The sequence below is a fragment of the Succiniclasticum sp. genome (assembly GCF_056977735.1).
The window spans coordinates 15,358-31,041 of sequence record NZ_DBMCWA010000010.1 but is presented as its reverse complement, the minus strand read 5'-3'; the positions used below and the strand labels follow the sequence as shown (position 1 = coordinate 31,041).

Here is a 15,684-nt window from a genome sequence, read left to right as displayed (position 1 = left end):
TCACAAAAAGCCGTACAGTACCACATACAGTTTTCAGACAACGCCGGTCTCATGAATTAGCCCCGCCGAAACAGACTAAACCGGCCTTTTCAGGAACGTTTACTTCTCCACCGTCAGCAGCAGTTCCGGGAAACCGTGACCGCTCTTTACAGCAATTATATTGTCATCGGCCAGCAGGATCTGATACCCTGCTGCTTTCCGCAGCCGGTTCATCACCGCCAGTCCCAGACCTTTTTCGTCCACGCCCATACCGACGATAAACTCCGGAGAGACCCTGTCAAAATCACGCAGCAGTTCATAGAGATGCTCCGCCAGATCCGGTTTCCCCTGCCCCCAGGAAAAAATCTCCGCGGTATGGCCCCGGCGAAGGCTTTCCTCCAGCCTGGTTTTTACACTGTCGTCACACAATACCCCGATATGCAATCCCTGTTTCTGGGCGCGCAGCACGGCTTCCGTCAGCCGCTGCGCCGCCTGTGTTCCTTCATACAGGTACATGGGAGCCTTCGGCGCGTAATGCCGGTATTTCATCCCCGGCGCTTTGGGGCGCAGGGCCGGATCCCCGTTCAGGGCCGGGTCGATCTCCACCGCGCCCAGCCGTTCTTCCAGCATTTCCCGGGTAATGCCGCCGGGCCGCAGGATCGTGGGCACGGGAGACGTTGTGTCCACAACGGTGGATTCCACTCCGATGCCGCAGTTGCCTCCGTCAAGGATCCCGGCCACTTTGCCGATCATATCCTCCGCCACGTCCTGCGCATTGGTGGGGCTGGGCTTGCCAGACACATTGGCGCTGGGCGCCGCAATGGGACAGCCTGCCGCCCGGATCAGGGCCGCCGCCACCGGATGGGACGGCATCCGGACCGCCACCGTATCCAGCCCGGCCGCCACAATGTCCGGTACCAGGTCAGACCGTGGCACCACAATGGTCAGCGGTCCCGGCCAGAACGTATCCATCAGGGCCCGGGCGTTGGCGTTCAGGCCGCTGGTCAGCGGATAAATCTGTTCTGTATCCGCAATATGCAGGATCAGCGGGTTATCCGCCGGGCGCCCTTTGGCCGCAAATATTTTTGCCACCGCTTCTGCGTTCAGGCCGTCCGCCCCCAGACCGTATACCGTTTCCGTGGGGAAAGCCACCACCTCGCCTGCCGCGATCAGTTCAGCTGCTTCCGCAATGGCCGTGTCCGGTTTTTTCTTCAATTCCCAGAATTTCGTTTCCATACAATATCCACCTGCTATATCCGTAACAATTACGGCAGCCGCTGTCCGGTCTGTTCCCACAAAACCGTCTGCCGGCAGCCTGTTATGATTTTTGTAACTGCAACACCCATTCCGCCTTTGCACTGCCCGGCCGTGCGGCAAAGACCATCCGGTCAATACCCGCATAATCATTTACCACGGCAGTCACGGAAAGACCCTGTTCACGGCACAGGGCAGCCACAACTTCCCCCTGGCCGACGCCCACTTCAAAAGCCGCCAGTCCGTCCGGTTTCACATGCTGCGGCAGGCCTGCCGCAATCTTCCGGTACGCAGCCAGGCCGTCCCCGCCTCCGTCCAGCGCCAGACGCGGTTCTTTCTGCACATCCCGGGCCAGGGTCCCGATGACCTGCGCCGGGATGTAGGGAGGGTTAGACACCACAATGTCAAACTGCGCTTTCGCCGGCACCCGGGACCAGATATCCGACTGCATGAACCAGGTGCGGTCTGCCACTTCCAGCCGGGCGGCATTTTCTTTTGCCACCGCCAGCGCCTCCGGGGAAATATCCACCGCCAGCCCCCGGCCTTGCGGCAATAATCTTAATAAAGAAAGAAGAATAGCTCCGCTGCCGGTTCCCATATCCAGGATATCGGGACCTTTCCGTTCCGATTTTGCCGGTGCGGCGACAGAATCTGCCCTGCTGCTGCCGCACAGGCCATCCGTCCTTGTATCTGTCATCCCGTCAAGCTCCGTCGGGTTCCCGGAAGGGCTGTCATTTTCTGTCAGCCAGGCCATGCCGGCCCGTTCCGCCGCCTGAAGGACTACCGCTTCCCGGTCCGCCACCTCCTGCTGCCAGACCGCTGCCTTTTCCGGATCCGTTTCGTCCTTTAACTTTTCTGCAGACACCGCTTTCGCTTTTTCCGCCGCGGCTTTGGCCTCTTCCGCCTTTTTCCGCCAGAACGTTTCTTTTTCTATCTGCGACAGCGATTTTCCCGTGCAGCACTGCACCAGCTTTTCTACTAACAGTTCCGTTTCCGGCCGGGGGATCAGCACCGCAGGGGTCACCTTGAATTCCCACTGCAGGAAAGTCTTTCGCCCGATAATATACGCCAGCGGTTCCCAGGCGGCCCGGCGCAGCACAAATTCCCTGTACCGTTTCAGCTCTTCCGGCCGCAGTTCCTGCTGCAGCCGCATAAACAGATCGATCCGGCGGCAGCCTAACACGTCACAAAGCAGTACCTCCGCATCCAGGCGCGGATTTTCCAAGCCCTTCCCGGAAAAGTACTGCTGTGTCCATTGCAATATTTTATTTACAGTCCAAACGGCCTGTTCTGTCATTGTCTTCTTCCATTCTGCCCGCAGGCTGCTGCCAGGACGGGCAACCGTTTATTTCACCTGCTGTAATTTTTCTGCCTGGCTTGCTGTCATCAGCGCATCCAGCAACTCCGACAGGTCCCCGTTCACGATGGCATCCAGCTTATGCAGTGTCAGGCCGATCCGGTGATCGGTGACCCGCCCCTGGGGATAGTTATAAGTACGGATCCGCTCACTGCGGTCCCCGGTACCCACCTGGCTTTTCCGCTCCGCCGCTTCCGACTGTTGCTGCTCCTGCTGCTTCTGCTCCAGGATACGGGTGCGCAATACCCGCAGGCATTTCTCCCGGTTCTTCAGCTGGGACTTTTCATCCTGGCACTGGGCCACGATACCCGTGGGGATATGGGTCATACGCACTGCGGATTCCGTTTTGTTGACATACTGCCCGCCGGCGCCCCCGGCCCGGTACGTATCTACCCGGATATCTTCCATCCGGATATCCACGTCCACTTCTTCCGCTACCGGCAGCACCGCCACCGTGCAGGTCGACGTATGGATCCGTCCCTGGGATTCCGTTTCCGGCACCCGCTGCACCCGGTGCACGCCGCTTTCAAACTTCATGCGGCCGTAGACCCCGGCGCCGGAGATCTGGGCTACCACTTCCTTAAAGCCGCCCAGTTCCGTGGGGTTGGCATCCATCAGTTCCACAGACCAGCCCCTGGTGTCGGCGTAGCGGCTGTACATGCGGAACAGCACTTCCGCAAACAGCGCCGCTTCTTCGCCGCCGGCCCCGGCCCGTATCTCCAGGATGATATCCTTGTCATCGTTGGGATCGCCGGGCAACAGCAGCAGGGTCAGTTTCTTTTCGTAATCCTCCAGCACCGGCTTCAGGGATTCCGCCTCTTCCCGGGCCATCTCTGCCAGTTCCGGATCGCTGTTTTCTTCCGCCACGGCCATATCATCGTCATACAGGGCTTTCTGCTCCTTGTATTCCCGGTACACGGTTACGATTTCCTGCAGTTTGGCATGAGCCTTCGCATATTTCAAATACTGTTCCGGGTCGGAGACCACATCCGGGTCGGACAGCTTCGCTTCCAGATCCAGATATTTTTCTTCTACCCCGTGTAATTTCTCTAACATGTCTTTTCCTCACAGAAGACCGGTAAGCATTCCGCCTTCCGGTTTTTAATCAGCGGTTCCTTAAGCCCGCTCTTTTATGGGACAAACGCGGGCTCGTTCTATTATAACAAAACAGTCGTGGAAATTCCACGACTTATTTCATAAATATTATTAGATTTTTTGAAAGGGAAACAATTAAAAAACTGCCTCCACGAGACGCTTCGCATATTCAGATTCCGGATGCAGGATCACCTCGTCAGGAAGTCCCTGTTCCACAATCTTCCCGTTATAAAGAACGATAACCCTGTCGCAAAACTGCTGGACCAGAGCGAGGTTGTGGCAGATAAAAAGATAGGCAAGCCGCTTTTTCTGCTGCAGCTCCTGCAGCAGTTCCATGATCTGCTTTTGCACCGTCACGTCAAGGGACGAGGTCGCCTCATCCAGAATGAGTATTTCCGGGTCGCACATCAGGGCTCTGGCAATCGCCGCGCGCTGGCACTGCCCGCCGGAGACCTGGTGCGGATAGCGGTTCAGAAAATCGCCGGACAATCCGCATTGTTCCAGCAGGCCGCGCGCCTTTGCCTCACGCTCCGCCCTGGGTACCCCCTGGTTCCGCAGGCTCTCGCAGATTCCGTCGCCCAGGGTACGGCGGGGATCAAAAGAGCCCTTTGGCATTTGAAAGACCATCTGGATCTTTGCATAGACAGGAATCATCGCCCGCCCTTTCAACCGGGTAATATCCTGCCCGGCGATTTCAATCGTTCCGGAAGTCGCGTCAAGCTGTCTTGTAATCAGTTTTGCAATGGTGGACTTGCCGGAACCGGATTCGCCCACGATGCCGAGAATCTCGCCAGGCATAAGCGCAAAACTCACATGGTCCACAGCGAAAAAGTTGTTTTTCCCGGCACGGGAAAAGGATTTGGAAAGGTCTGTAACCTTCAGGACCGGATCCATTTACGCCCTCCTCAATCTCGGAACCGCGCTGAGCAGTTTCCTGGTATAGCCGTTCTGCGGATTATCCAGAACTTCCTTCGCCCTGCCGTATTCCATCACCCTGCCGTTTTGCAGCACAAGAATACTGTCCGCCATGGCGGAGACAACGCCGATATCATGCGTCACAATAATAATCGCAGTACCGAACACATCCCTGACATGCATCATTTCCTCCACGACCTGCCGCTGCACGGCTACATCGAGAGCGGAGGTCGGTTCATCCGCCAAAAGGACCGCCGGGTTCATGAGCATGGCGATTGCAATGCCCGCCCGCTGATTCATGCCGCCGGAGAGTTCAAAAGGATAACTGTTCCAGACCCGTTCGCCGTCTTTCAGGTTCAGCTTTTCAAAAAGTTCCATGGCCGCAGTCTTTGCCTCCGTGACATCCACCTTACGATGGGCCGCCATGCTCTCCACGATCTGCTCGCCGATGGTACGGATGGGGCTCAGGGAAGCGCCGCAGTCCTGGAATATCATACCGATCTTTTCGCCGCAGATATGCCGCATCTCCCCGTCAGACAGATCCGGCAGGTTTTTCCCTTCGAACCAGATATCGCCTCTGGTGACCATGCCGGAACTGCCAAGCAATCCCATCGCGGCCCTGATCAGGGTAGATTTTCCCGAGCCGGATTCACCCACCAGGCCCAGGATCTCGCCCGGATGCAGCTGAAACGTTACATCATGGACGACCGGGGTCCCGTTAAAGGAAATCTCCACATGCTGATAATCCAATAATCCTTTCATTACACGACCTCATCCGTAATACGGCGCTAAGGGAGACGGCGTCTCCCTTAGGAAACCTTCCGCAGATAAATTGATTATTTCGCCACAGTTCCTTACTTGATATCCAGATCCGCAGTCAGTTCGTAAAAGTCGCAGGTATGCGCCGTAAGACCGGTGACGTTGGCCTGCATGATCATGCTCATGCGCAGGAACGAACAGAAGAGATAGGAATTGTCATCCAGCAGTTCCTGCTGCATCTTAACTGCGATCTTGGCGCGTTCGCCCGGGTCAAAGGTGCTGCGCAGCTGCACGGCAAGCTTCTCCAGATTGTCGCTGTGGTGACCGCCGGAGTTCTTGATGGAAGAATCCAGGCAATACGTATCAAAGAAATTCTGCGGATCGCCCAGACCGGCGTTCACGTTGGCGCTGACCCAGATATCCCAGGCTTTGGGATCCTTCCGGACCGTATTGTGGCTTTTGGTATTGTTGACCTGGACTTCGATGCCTATATCTTTGAGCGTGGCCTGCGCAGACTCGGCCAGCAGCGGCAGTTCCTGCCGGGAGGGATAGGTCAGCCAGCGGATGGACAGCTTCACACCGTCTTTCTCGCGGATACCGTCTCCATTCGTATCAACCCAGCCGGCATCCTGCAGTATTTTCTTTGCCTGTTCGGGATCGTAGGAAACCGTATTGATCCCCTTCCCGAATGCAAAGCTGTCGGGGAAGGCGCCGGTTGCAGTATAGCCATAGCCTTTGAGCAGGACATCCACGAAGCCCTTCTTGTTGATCCCCATGGAAATCGCCTTGCGGACAGCAGGATCGCTCATGATCCGGTAGCCGGGGTTCTCTTTGTGAAAGTTCATCATGCCCCAGAAGCAGCGGCTGGTCTGTATACTGCTAAACTTGAATTTGTTGTTTTCAAAGAGAGGATAACTGGCATACGCCATGCCATATGCCGCGTTGATCTCGCCGGACTGGAGCGCCATCGCCAGCGTATCGCCGTTGGAGATGGTGCGGACGGTAACTTCGTCAATATTAACGTTGCCGTCCCAGTAGTTTGTATTCTTCACCAGTTTAACATGACTGTCCGTTACGACCTCCGTTGCCACGAAAGGACCGGTGCCCACGACGCATCCGTTCTTCGGGATACCGGTTTCCATATCGATGATACAGCCGTAAGCTTCTGAGAGATAGTTCAACAGAATGGGATTTGGCTCCGATGTGACGATGGTCAGTTTTTGCCCGTCCGCCTTCATGGAAGCGATCTTCAGGTTGGAAGCCGCCCTCTCATGCACTTTGATCAGGTGTTCGAAACAGGCTTTGACAGCAGCCGCGTCGCACTTTTTACCGTTGGAAAAACGAACCCCGTCCTTGATCACGATGTCCCATGTCGTCTCATTCACATTCACAGCGCTCTTCGCAATCCAGGGATTCAGCGTACCGTCGTCCGCGATCTTCATCAGCGTTTCGCCCACACCGTAACGGATGCAGGGCCATCCGGAGTATGCGTTATGCGGATTAATATCCGGTTCTTCGTTCTCCGCATTGAAGGTAGTGTCGCCAAAGACAAAGGTTTTCTTTTTCCCGGAGGCAGACGGTGAATTGGTGCTGCCGCCGCAGCCGCTCAGAACGCCGATTGCGATGCAGAGCATCAGCAGGACTGCCAGAATCTTTTTCATGTTTTTTCCCCTCCCATAAATATAATGTACTAAAAAAGCATTCGCTTACCGGTTATGGATTGCCGGCGTTTTTGGGATCCATATAGTCGCGGACCGTATCCCCCAGCAGATTGAAGGTCACAACGGTCAGGAAGATCGCAACACCGGGAGACAGTACAAGCCAGGGATATGTCTGCAACATGCTTCTCCCGCCGCTCATCATATTCCCCCATTCGGCCACAGGCGGCTGCGCGCCAAGTCCGAGGAAGCTCAGCCCTGCCAGTTCCATCATCATCGTCCCGATATCCAGCATGGCCGTAACCAGAATCGGGCCAAGGATGTTCGGCAAAATGTGCCGTCGGATCAGCTGGACAGAATTGTCTCCGGCAAGCCTTGCCGCCGCTACAAAGTCACTGTTCTTCAGGGCCAGCGTCTGACCGCGCGCAACGCGGGCGTACTTGGGCCAGCTGATGACGGCCAGCGCAATGACGGCGTTACTGATCCCCCCGCCAAGCAGCGCCGCGATCGCCAACGCAAAGACCAGGCCCGGGAATGCCAGGCAGACATCCGAAATGCGCATCACAACCGAGTCTATGCCGCGTCCGAAATAGCCGCAGACCGTTCCCACCACAGTTCCAAATACCGAGGTGACGGAAACGAGCAGCAGCGTGGAGAAAACACTGGCCTGCGCTCCAACCACTACGCGGGAAAAAACATCCCGGCCATATTGATCCGTTCCCATGAAATGAGCTGCGGACGGAGACTGTCTGGACAGGCCCAGATCCTGCGCGTAAGGGTCAAAGGGAACGATCTGGTCTGCAAAAAAGGAAACCAGCAGCAGAATCGCAACGAGAAACAGGAAAAAGAACAAACGCGCCCGGATCCTGTTCTTTTTTACTTTTTGCACACGAACCGTGACCGGCCTGTTCATCGCTCTGTTCCCCCCAGCCTGATCCGCGGATCCAGATACCGGTAACTTATGTCGGTTACCAGATTGACCAGCACATAAATCAAAGCCATCCACATGACATAGGCCTGAATGATCGGATAGTCGCGCATATTGATGGCGTCCACCGCCATCTTGCCAACGCCGTCCCACATGAAGATCGACTCTACAATGGCAGTCCCGCCCAGCAGGGAACCTATGGAGAGCGTCAGCAGCGTGATGATCGTTACAAGAGAAGCCTTCATCACGCTTTTCATCATCGTCGTCGAAAACTTCACGCCTCTGGCTTTGGCGCCCAGCACGTAGTCCTTGCTGAGTTCATCCAGTACGGTTGCGCGAACCTGACGCAGATATTTGGCCGACATGGCAATAGCCAGCGTGAAGGCCGGGAGAGCCACGCTTTGCAGGCTGACGCCCCGGGAAATCACCGGGAACCAGTTCAGCCGGATCGCGAAAAAATACATCAGGAGCAGGGATACAAAAAAATTAGGCAGCGAATTCCCAATGAAGCTTGCCGTGCGAACCAGATAGTCGGCCGCCTTGTTCTGGTTCACAGCCGACCAGATTCCAAGCGGGATTGAAACGATCACCGTCAGCAAAATGGAAACGGATGCCAGCAGCAGCGTGGCAGGCAGTTTGGAAACAAACGTTGCAAAGACCGGTTTTTTGGAGACATAGGATACCCCCATATCTCCCTGGGCCAGCTTCCCGAGCCACGTAACATACTGGACAATAAAAGGCTTGTCCAGCCCCAGTTCCTCTCTGGCTGCATCGAGCATCTCCTGCGAGACCGTACCGCTGGTATTTTCCATTTTCTGTTCCACCACATCGCTGCCGGCCAGCCGCATCATCCCGTAAGACAGGAAGGTGATCGCGAACAGTATCGGGATCAGCTGCAGCAGCCGTCTGACTGCATAGTGTTTCATCCTCACGCCTCGTTCCGTTTCTCTTTTGTGTAAGTTGCGTTTTTTCTATAACCAGTGCAACAATAAATGACCACTATAACAATAAATAATACCGATTGTATTTATTATATCGGCCTTCCGTTGCGTCCGTAAGCCTCCCCGGGGGATACTTTTTTGCTTTTCAGGCGCTAAGAAAGCGCTGATCAATTCGTCTGCACGCTGACCGAGGACGTTTTGCCCACAAAAACAAAAAAGCCGGCCCTCTGGCCGGCAGAACCAACTGGATGAAAAGGAGCGCTGTGTAACTGATGCAACCACCTGTGCGCAGGAAACGCCAGCGGCTACATGAATTTTTTTACCGCTTTCTGGAACTCCTCAACAGCGTCTTTGTCCCCTTCTTCAATCGCATGGACAATACAGTGTGTCATATGTTCGTTTATGATTTCTTTTCCGAGATTTCTGAGTGCGGAAGTAACGGCAGATATCTGAATCAACACATCGGAACAGTCTTCGTCATTTTCAATCATTGTTTTCACATGCTTTAAATGTCCGATTGCCCGTGATATGCGATTGATTTGCCGTTTTTGGGCTTCCGGCGAATGATAATGGCCATGGCTTTTAAGCCGCGATTCGGCGACTTCATGCGTATGGGTTATCACGTTTCCATCACTGTCAATGTGGGTATGTGTATACGTGCTCAACTGTCATTCCTCCGCTGCAACCGGTACCTTCAGCGCAATGGCGTCCGGCACCTTCAGTTCCACCTTCTGCAGTTCTTCTTCCGGCAGCACCGCTTTTACGGAAGCAATGGCCACCTCGATCATCTCATCGTCCGGTTCCCGGGTGGTCAGTTTCTGCAGGAGCAGGCCTGGCAAAATCATCCGGTGCACCCAGGGTTTATCGTTATTCTTTCCGGCAAAACGGATCAGCTCGTAGCTGATGCCCGCCACCACCGGCATCAGCACAATCCGGGACAGGATCCGCTCCAGCAGGCCTGGCCAGCCTAAAAAGGCAAAGATAAAGATGCTGATGAGCATGACGATCATCAGGAAGTTGGTGCCGCAGCGGGGATGCAGCCGTGGAAAGGTCCGCACGTTCTCCACCGTCAGGGGCATGCCTGCTTCATAGGTGAAGATCGTCTTGTGCTCCGCCCCATGGTACTTAAACACCCGCTGGATATCTTCCATGGAAGAAATGGCAGCGATATACACCAAAAATATCCCCATGCGCAGGAAGCCTTCCGCCAGGTTCAGGGTCAGGCTGTTCTGGGTCCACTGCTGCAGGAAGCGCATGGACCAGGTGGGCACGGCAATAAAAAGACCGACAGCCAGGGCCACGGAGGTCACCATAGTCAGGGCCATCTCTTTATCGTCCATCTGCTCGTCTTCTTCGCCGGATACCTGGGCGGAATAGCTGAGGGCCTTCATGCCCATGATCAGGGATTCCACCAGGGCCACCACGCCCCGGAGCAGCGGTTTCTTCAAAATCGGATACCGGTCTGAAATGCTGTTGACCGGCTTCACATCCACATCGATGGTCCCGTCTGCTTTCCGGACCGCCACCGCCACGTCTTTGGGACCGCGCATCATCACGCCTTCGATGACCGCCTGCCCGCCGATACTTAACTTCGCCATAATTCGTTTATCTCCAATCAACATACGTTGAATTTACATTACGCGGCGGCCGGAGATTCTTGTTTGTCCAGCCGCGTGGATACAGTTTACACTTTTGTCAAAAAAGGTCGGAAGACAACGACAGCAGAGCCTAAGCTCTGCTGTGTGAGTTGCTTTTATTTGCTTTCTACATTGTAACGCTTGTTGAACTTTTCGATACGGCCACGGGCGGCTACGCTGCGCTGCTGGCCGGTATAGAAGGGATGGCATTTGCTGCATACGTCCACGCGCAGTTCCGGTTTGGTGGAGCCGGTGATGAAGGTGTTGCCGCAGCCACAGGTTACTTTGCAGTCAGTATAAAATTTCGGATGGATTTTTTCTTTCATTTCTATGCACCTCTTTTTTTATTTGCATTAATATTTCCCGACATTAACGCTTCACTATAATATCACACTCTTTTCCGGAGCGCAAGTGGAAGTTTTAAAAAAATGAAATTCTACTGTGGTTCCGCCACGGCAGTCTGTTCCGCTTCTTTTGCCGCCCGCTTCTTCGCCTTGGCCGGTTTGGTGTTGAACTGCTGCATCACCGGATTCAGATCGCCGCCTTCTTTCAGCCACAGCTCCAGGGCGTCCGCCATCTTTTTGACGGCTTCGTCGATCAGCGTTTTATCGTCGCCGGCAAAGCGCTGCAACACATGGCTGATCACCGCCTGCTGCTCGTGGACCGGATGGCCGATGCCCAGCCGGAACCGGGGAAAGGCGTCCGTCCCCAGGTTGCTGATGATGGATTTGATCCCGTTATGACCGCCGCTGGATCCGTTCTTCCGGATCCGTATGGTTCCTAAAGGCAGGTCCATATCGTCATGGACCACCGCCACGTCCTCCGGGGCAATATTAAAAAAGTGGGCCCAGGGTCCTACCGCGTTGCCGCTCAGGTTCATATAGGTCGTCGGCTTCAGCAGGAACACCTTTTCCGGCGCACGATATTCTACATACATGGCGTTCCGGTCCGTCCGCCAGGCATTCTCCAGATTCCAGCGCCGGGCCAGTTCATCCGCCACCATAAAACCGATATTATGCCGGGTCTTATCGTACTCTTTGCCGATATTCCCCAGGCCTGCTATAATTTTCATCTGTTTATCTCCTGATATTCTTCCAACGATACCAAATGATACCCTTTTTCCCGCAGGCTGTCAATGAGCAAAGCCACCGCGTCCACCGTTGCCTGACGGGTTGCTTTGTAAAACGGGCTGTCCCCGTCATGCAGCAGGACGATGGCCCCGTCTTCTGCTTTGGCCATCACCCGGCCATAGATTTCCTGTTTCCCGATCCCCGTCCAGTCCCGGGGAATCACCGACCAGTTTACCACTGCCAGGTTTTGCGCAGCCGCTTCTTCCATCACGGAAAAATCCCGGAAGCCGTGGGGCGGGCGCCAGTACACCGGTTCTTTACCGGTAATGCCATGAAGTACTTTTTTCCCCTGCGCCAGATCCTTTTGTTTTTCTTCTTCCGTCAGCTTCAGGAAGTCCCGGTGCCGGAAGGCGTGCAGCCCGACCGTATGTCCCTCAGCCAGCGCCCGTTTCACCAGTTCCGGATGCCGCTGCGCCTGCTCCGCCACCAGAAAGAACGTGGCATGGGCCTTCTTCTCTTTCAGTACATCCAGCAGACGGTCCGTATAAGGCGGATAGGGCCCGTCGTCAAAGGTCAGGGCCATATACCCGCCTGATGGTATAGCCGGTGAACCGGTCTTGCCGCTGTCCGGAGCAGGCTTTTGCGCCGCACTGCCCGGTAACGGCGCCGCAAATTCCGCACCGCCAGGAGACGGCGCAGCGACCACCCCATTGCCGGGTAAATCCTGCAAACGGTTCACCGTTTTTCCATAACTGTTGCCAATCGGATACACTGCCGCCGCCAGTGCGCCGGACCCTGCCAACAGGAAGACTGCGGAAACTGTGACGGCCAGTTTCCGGGAGATTTTGCCCAGCCGCCCCACCCAAAGGAAAACCAGCGCCGCCAGATAAAACGCCCCCATGATATATACTACACGCATAAAAATTACCCTTAGTTACCAAACCAAAAATAAAATAAAGGCTCCGCCAATGTGACACGGAGCCTGAGAAAACCGAATCGTAAGAAAACACCAGCCCATAAGCCGGGCAAATGCGCACCTTACATCTGATAAATACCTGTCCTTATACTTCTTCAAACAGCTGGCTTACCGACCAGTCGTTGTAAATACGGAGCATGGTCTCTGCCAGGATCGGGGCAATCGAAAGAACTTTAATCTTAGGATGCTTCTTGTTCGGAGGCAGCGGAATGGTATTGGTCACAACCAGTTCCGTAATATCCGAAGCAGCAATGCGGTTTAAAGCCGGATCCGTCAGGATAGGATGGGTGCAGCAGGCATAGACTTCTTTGGCCCCAAACTTTTTCAGCGCCTTGGCTCCTTCGGTCAGGGAACCGGCCGTATCTACCATATCGTCCACCATGATGGCCGTCTTGCCTTCTACGCTGCCAATCAGGTTCATGACTTCCGCCACGCCCGGTTCGGGACGGCGTTTATCAATAATGGCCAGACCGCAGTTCAGCCGTTCCGCAAAGACACGGGCACGGCTTACGCCGCCCAGGTCAGGAGACACTACGATCATATCCTTCAGATTCTTCTGTTTGATGTAATCGGCCAGTACGGGAGCCGCCGGCATATGATCCAGCGGGATGTTGAAGAAACCCTGTATCTGGGCCGCATGCAGGTCGATGGTCACCACCCGGGTGATACCGGCGCACTGCAGAATATCCGCCATCAGCTTGGCCGTGATCGGTTCCCGGCCCCGGGCCTTGCGGTCCTGACGGGCATATCCATAGAACGGGATCACCGCGATGATATGATTGGCGGAAGCCCGTTTGAAGGCATCTGCCATAATCAGCAGTTCCATCACATTGTCATTGACAATGGGTCCGCATGTAGGCTGGACAATAAATACATCTTTGCCGCGAACGCTTTCATTGATCATGGCCTGCACTTCGCCGTTGTTAAACCGGTTGATGACCGCGTCACCCAGCGTGGTTCCCAGATAGGCCGCGATTTCCCGTGCCAGGTCCGGATTTGCGTTACCAGTAAAAATCCTGAATTTGTCTTCATTTGCCAACATTTGGACGTCCTCCCCTGTCTCCCTTGGTATCATGAAATGACTTGCCTTGAACTGCTATTTCAAAAATCCCTACTTAGTATATACCAAACGACCTGTTTTCCACAAGTATTTTTATTAAGGGGAAAAACAGGTTCATCCGGTTTATAATTCTTATTAATAAGTTTGCGCTCCCGTATTTATTTTATTTCGCAGTTTTGCACATGGGTAAATTCGCAGCAGCATCCGTCGGCCACTTTCACGTTTTCCAGACGCACGTTGGGACCGATCTGGCAGTCTTCCCCGATCACCGTCGTCCCCTGCAGCCAGGTGTTGGGATAGATCACGGTATCCGGTGCGATTTTTACACTCTTTTCAATAAACGTGGAAGCCGGATCCATAACTGTCACGCCTTCGTCCATGAGCCGTTCCAGAATACGGCGGCGCATGACGCTTTCCGCTTCCGCCAGCTGGCGGCGGCTGTTGACGCCCATGATCATTTCGCTGTCCGCTGTGACCACGCCGCCTACTTTTTTGCCCATGGCCCGCAGTTTGGCCAGCACATCTGTCAGGTAATATTCCCCCTGGGCGTTATTGTTGCCCAGCGTCCGCAGCACTTCAAACAGGAGCGGGGCTTCCACGCAGTAGTTGCCGGTATTGATTTCCTTAATCAGCTTCTGCTCTTCGGAAGCGTCTTTCTGCTCCACGATGCCGGCTACATCCCCGTTGGCATCCCGCAGGATACGGCCGTAGCCGAAGGGATCTTCCATCACGGCGGACATCACGGTGGCTACCGCGCCGGATTTTACGTGTTCCTCATAAAACTTTTTCAGTTCATCCGCCTCCAGCAGCGGCGTGTCGCCGCACAGGATCATCACCGTGCCGGTAAAATCCTTCAGGGTATCCGCTGCCTGCAGCACCGCATGGCCTGTTCCCAGCTGTTCCGCCTGGAGGGCGATCCGGGCCCGGCTGCCTACCAGTTCCCGTACCAGCTCCGCGCCGTGGCCGATCACGACCACGTTATCACGGCAGCCTGCCGCTTCTGCCGCGTCCATCACATGTTCCAGCATGGGATGCCCGCCTACTTTATGCAATACTTTGGGCAGTTTGGACTTCATCCGTGTACCTTTGCCTGCTGCCAGAATCACAGCCGTTAATTTTGCCATTCTAAATACTCTCCTTTGATCGCCTGGTAACTCTCATAATTTATAAACAAATCTGTAAAAACTTCATTTATCATTTGCCACATTATAATATGCGGCGGAAAGAATTACAAATATTTTTCTGCCACCGCCCATTCCTCCGCCCTGTCCAGATCCGTACCGATGCAGGCGTGATCCGTAATGACGGCCCGTCCCCGGTAGCCGAACAGCTCCGAAACCTTATTCTCCACATCTGCAAGGGACAACCGGTGCAAAAGCATCTTCAGGATAAAGAGCGGCCCCAGCCAGGCTGCCAGCTTTACCGGATTTTTGCGCAGGGCAAAAACTTCTTTCATCTTTTCGATACAGCCCGGGAATAAATGCACGGAAACCAGCGAAACATTACCACCGGTAAAATCGCCTTCTTTTAAATGGAAGAAGGTGCGACGCAACGAAGGAAACTCTCGCAGGCAGGCCTCTTTCCGTACGATGGCGTAGACCCCGTCCGCCTCTGCCGCTTCCGCCCGGGCGATAAAATCGTCCAGGGCTTCCCCGGTCAGAAAGGGAAGGTCATCACACACGGTAACGACCTTATCTATGTTTTCATGCCCCGGCTGTTCCCTCAGTTTTTGGATCGCCGCCGCCGCGCATTCCGCCATGCTGCCGTCACAGGCGCATAACAGCATACCCGGAACGGCCGCCTGCCGGAACGCTTGCAGGTGCCCGCTGTGTGTCACCAGGACCACGGATGCGATACGGTTGCTTTGGCGGACTGATTCCATTATATAATCCAACAGACGGCGCCCCTTCAGTTGTGCCAGCGCCCTTGGCTGCCGCTCCTGCCCCGGCAGGGATACCGTACCTCCGCCGCCGGCCAGGATCACCAGGTCATATTTAAGGAGACGCCGCTCAGACAGCGTCTCCTTATATTGCATCGTTGCTGTATTCATGTTGT

Annotated in this window: 16 protein-coding genes; all 16 read right to left on the bottom strand. The window is 54.9% G+C overall.

Annotation, left to right across the window (positions count from 1 at the left end):
- Positions 1-99: 99 nt before the first annotated feature.
- On the bottom strand, positions 100-1,215 hold the full coding sequence (locus tag ACZOWY_RS06890; protein ID WP_484394332.1) for an L-threonylcarbamoyladenylate synthase: 1,116 nt from the start codon (positions 1,213-1,215) through the stop codon (positions 100-102).
- An 82-nt stretch (positions 1,216-1,297) separates the two neighbouring features.
- A complete protein-coding gene (locus ACZOWY_RS06885) occupies positions 1,298-2,530 on the bottom strand; it encodes a N5-glutamine methyltransferase family protein (protein ID WP_484394328.1) in 1,233 nt (410 codons plus the stop codon).
- Between the two features lie 48 nt (positions 2,531-2,578).
- The gene (gene prfA / locus ACZOWY_RS06880) at positions 2,579-3,646 is read right to left on the bottom strand and encodes a peptide chain release factor 1 (protein ID WP_484394324.1); all 1,068 of its coding nucleotides are present in this window, start codon (positions 3,644-3,646) and stop codon (positions 2,579-2,581) included.
- Positions 3,647-3,820: 174 nt separating this feature from the next.
- Positions 3,821-4,579 carry an ABC transporter ATP-binding protein gene (locus ACZOWY_RS06875; RefSeq protein ID WP_484394320.1) on the bottom strand — a complete coding sequence of 253 codons (759 nt, stop codon included), beginning with the start codon at positions 4,577-4,579 and terminating at the stop codon, positions 3,821-3,823.
- Entirely contained in the window at positions 4,580-5,362 is a 783-nt protein-coding gene (locus tag ACZOWY_RS06870) for an ABC transporter ATP-binding protein (RefSeq protein ID WP_484394315.1), read from the bottom strand.
- A 92-nt stretch (positions 5,363-5,454) separates the two neighbouring features.
- Positions 5,455-7,020, bottom strand: coding sequence for an ABC transporter substrate-binding protein (locus tag ACZOWY_RS06865; protein WP_484394311.1), 1,566 nt, complete (start codon positions 7,018-7,020; stop codon positions 5,455-5,457).
- Between the two features lie 52 nt (positions 7,021-7,072).
- Complete coding sequence (gene nikC, locus ACZOWY_RS06860; protein ID WP_484394307.1) at positions 7,073-7,930, bottom strand: nickel transporter permease; 858 nt, start codon at positions 7,928-7,930, stop codon at positions 7,073-7,075.
- Positions 7,927-8,871, bottom strand: a complete 945-nt coding sequence (gene nikB / locus ACZOWY_RS06855; protein ID WP_484394302.1) for a nickel ABC transporter permease — start codon at positions 8,869-8,871, stop codon at positions 7,927-7,929. The genes nikC and nikB overlap by 4 nt, the downstream gene beginning before the upstream one ends.
- Positions 8,872-9,191: 320 nt before the next feature.
- Positions 9,192-9,551, bottom strand: a complete 360-nt coding sequence (locus ACZOWY_RS06850) for a metal-sensing transcriptional repressor (protein ID WP_484394298.1) — start codon at positions 9,549-9,551, stop codon at positions 9,192-9,194.
- A gap of 3 nt (positions 9,552-9,554) precedes the next feature.
- Complete coding sequence (locus ACZOWY_RS06845) at positions 9,555-10,487, bottom strand: DUF1385 domain-containing protein (protein WP_484394612.1); 933 nt, start codon at positions 10,485-10,487, stop codon at positions 9,555-9,557.
- A 152-nt stretch (positions 10,488-10,639) separates the two neighbouring features.
- A complete protein-coding gene (rpmE, locus tag ACZOWY_RS06840; protein ID WP_093913754.1) occupies positions 10,640-10,849 on the bottom strand; it encodes a 50S ribosomal protein L31 in 210 nt (69 codons plus the stop codon).
- 110 nt (positions 10,850-10,959) lie between these two features.
- Complete coding sequence (pth, locus tag ACZOWY_RS06835) at positions 10,960-11,595, bottom strand: aminoacyl-tRNA hydrolase (RefSeq protein WP_484394293.1); 636 nt, start codon at positions 11,593-11,595, stop codon at positions 10,960-10,962.
- On the bottom strand, positions 11,592-12,512 hold the full coding sequence (locus ACZOWY_RS06830; protein WP_484394289.1) for a polysaccharide deacetylase family protein: 921 nt from the start codon (positions 12,510-12,512) through the stop codon (positions 11,592-11,594). The genes pth and ACZOWY_RS06830 overlap by 4 nt, the downstream gene beginning before the upstream one ends.
- A 142-nt stretch (positions 12,513-12,654) precedes the next feature.
- Positions 12,655-13,611 (bottom strand): ribose-phosphate diphosphokinase, encoded by a 957-nt coding sequence (locus ACZOWY_RS06825; protein ID WP_484394285.1) that lies wholly within the window; start codon positions 13,609-13,611, stop codon positions 12,655-12,657.
- Positions 13,612-13,787: 176 nt separating this feature from the next.
- Positions 13,788-14,753 (bottom strand): bifunctional UDP-N-acetylglucosamine diphosphorylase/glucosamine-1-phosphate N-acetyltransferase GlmU, encoded by a 966-nt coding sequence (locus tag ACZOWY_RS06820; protein WP_484394281.1) that lies wholly within the window; start codon positions 14,751-14,753, stop codon positions 13,788-13,790.
- Positions 14,754-14,857: 104 nt separating this feature from the next.
- Positions 14,858-15,679 carry a nucleotidyltransferase family protein gene (locus ACZOWY_RS06815; protein WP_484394276.1) on the bottom strand — a complete coding sequence of 274 codons (822 nt, stop codon included), beginning with the start codon at positions 15,677-15,679 and terminating at the stop codon, positions 14,858-14,860.
- Positions 15,680-15,684 lie beyond the last annotated feature (5 nt).

What these genes read in the sequence shown, in the direction of transcription:
- ACZOWY_RS06890 (WP_484394332.1), bottom strand. Translation starts at nt 1,215, where the DNA reads ATGGAAACGAAATTCTGGGAATTGAAGAAAAAACCGGACACGGCCATT.
- ACZOWY_RS06885 (WP_484394328.1), bottom strand. Translation starts at nt 2,530, where the DNA reads ATGACAGAACAGGCCGTTTGGACTGTAAATAAAATATTGCAATGGACA.
- prfA (WP_484394324.1), bottom strand. Translation starts at nt 3,646, where the DNA reads ATGTTAGAGAAATTACACGGGGTAGAAGAAAAATATCTGGATCTGGAA.
- ACZOWY_RS06875 (WP_484394320.1), bottom strand. Translation starts at nt 4,579, where the DNA reads ATGGATCCGGTCCTGAAGGTTACAGACCTTTCCAAATCCTTTTCCCGT.
- ACZOWY_RS06870 (WP_484394315.1), bottom strand. Translation starts at nt 5,362, where the DNA reads ATGAAAGGATTATTGGATTATCAGCATGTGGAGATTTCCTTTAACGGG.
- ACZOWY_RS06865 (WP_484394311.1), bottom strand. Translation starts at nt 7,020, where the DNA reads ATGAAAAAGATTCTGGCAGTCCTGCTGATGCTCTGCATCGCAATCGGC.
- nikC (WP_484394307.1), bottom strand. Translation starts at nt 7,930, where the DNA reads ATGAACAGGCCGGTCACGGTTCGTGTGCAAAAAGTAAAAAAGAACAGG.
- nikB (WP_484394302.1), bottom strand. Translation starts at nt 8,871, where the DNA reads ATGAAACACTATGCAGTCAGACGGCTGCTGCAGCTGATCCCGATACTG.
- rpmE (WP_093913754.1), bottom strand. Translation starts at nt 10,849, where the DNA reads ATGAAAGAAAAAATCCATCCGAAATTTTATACTGACTGCAAAGTAACC.
- pth (WP_484394293.1), bottom strand. Translation starts at nt 11,595, where the DNA reads ATGAAAATTATAGCAGGCCTGGGGAATATCGGCAAAGAGTACGATAAG.
- ACZOWY_RS06830 (WP_484394289.1), bottom strand. Translation starts at nt 12,512, where the DNA reads ATGCGTGTAGTATATATCATGGGGGCGTTTTATCTGGCGGCGCTGGTT.
- ACZOWY_RS06825 (WP_484394285.1), bottom strand. Translation starts at nt 13,611, where the DNA reads ATGTTGGCAAATGAAGACAAATTCAGGATTTTTACTGGTAACGCAAAT.
- ACZOWY_RS06820 (WP_484394281.1), bottom strand. Translation starts at nt 14,753, where the DNA reads ATGGCAAAATTAACGGCTGTGATTCTGGCAGCAGGCAAAGGTACACGG.
- ACZOWY_RS06815 (WP_484394276.1), bottom strand. Translation starts at nt 15,679, where the DNA reads ATGAATACAGCAACGATGCAATATAAGGAGACGCTGTCTGAGCGGCGT.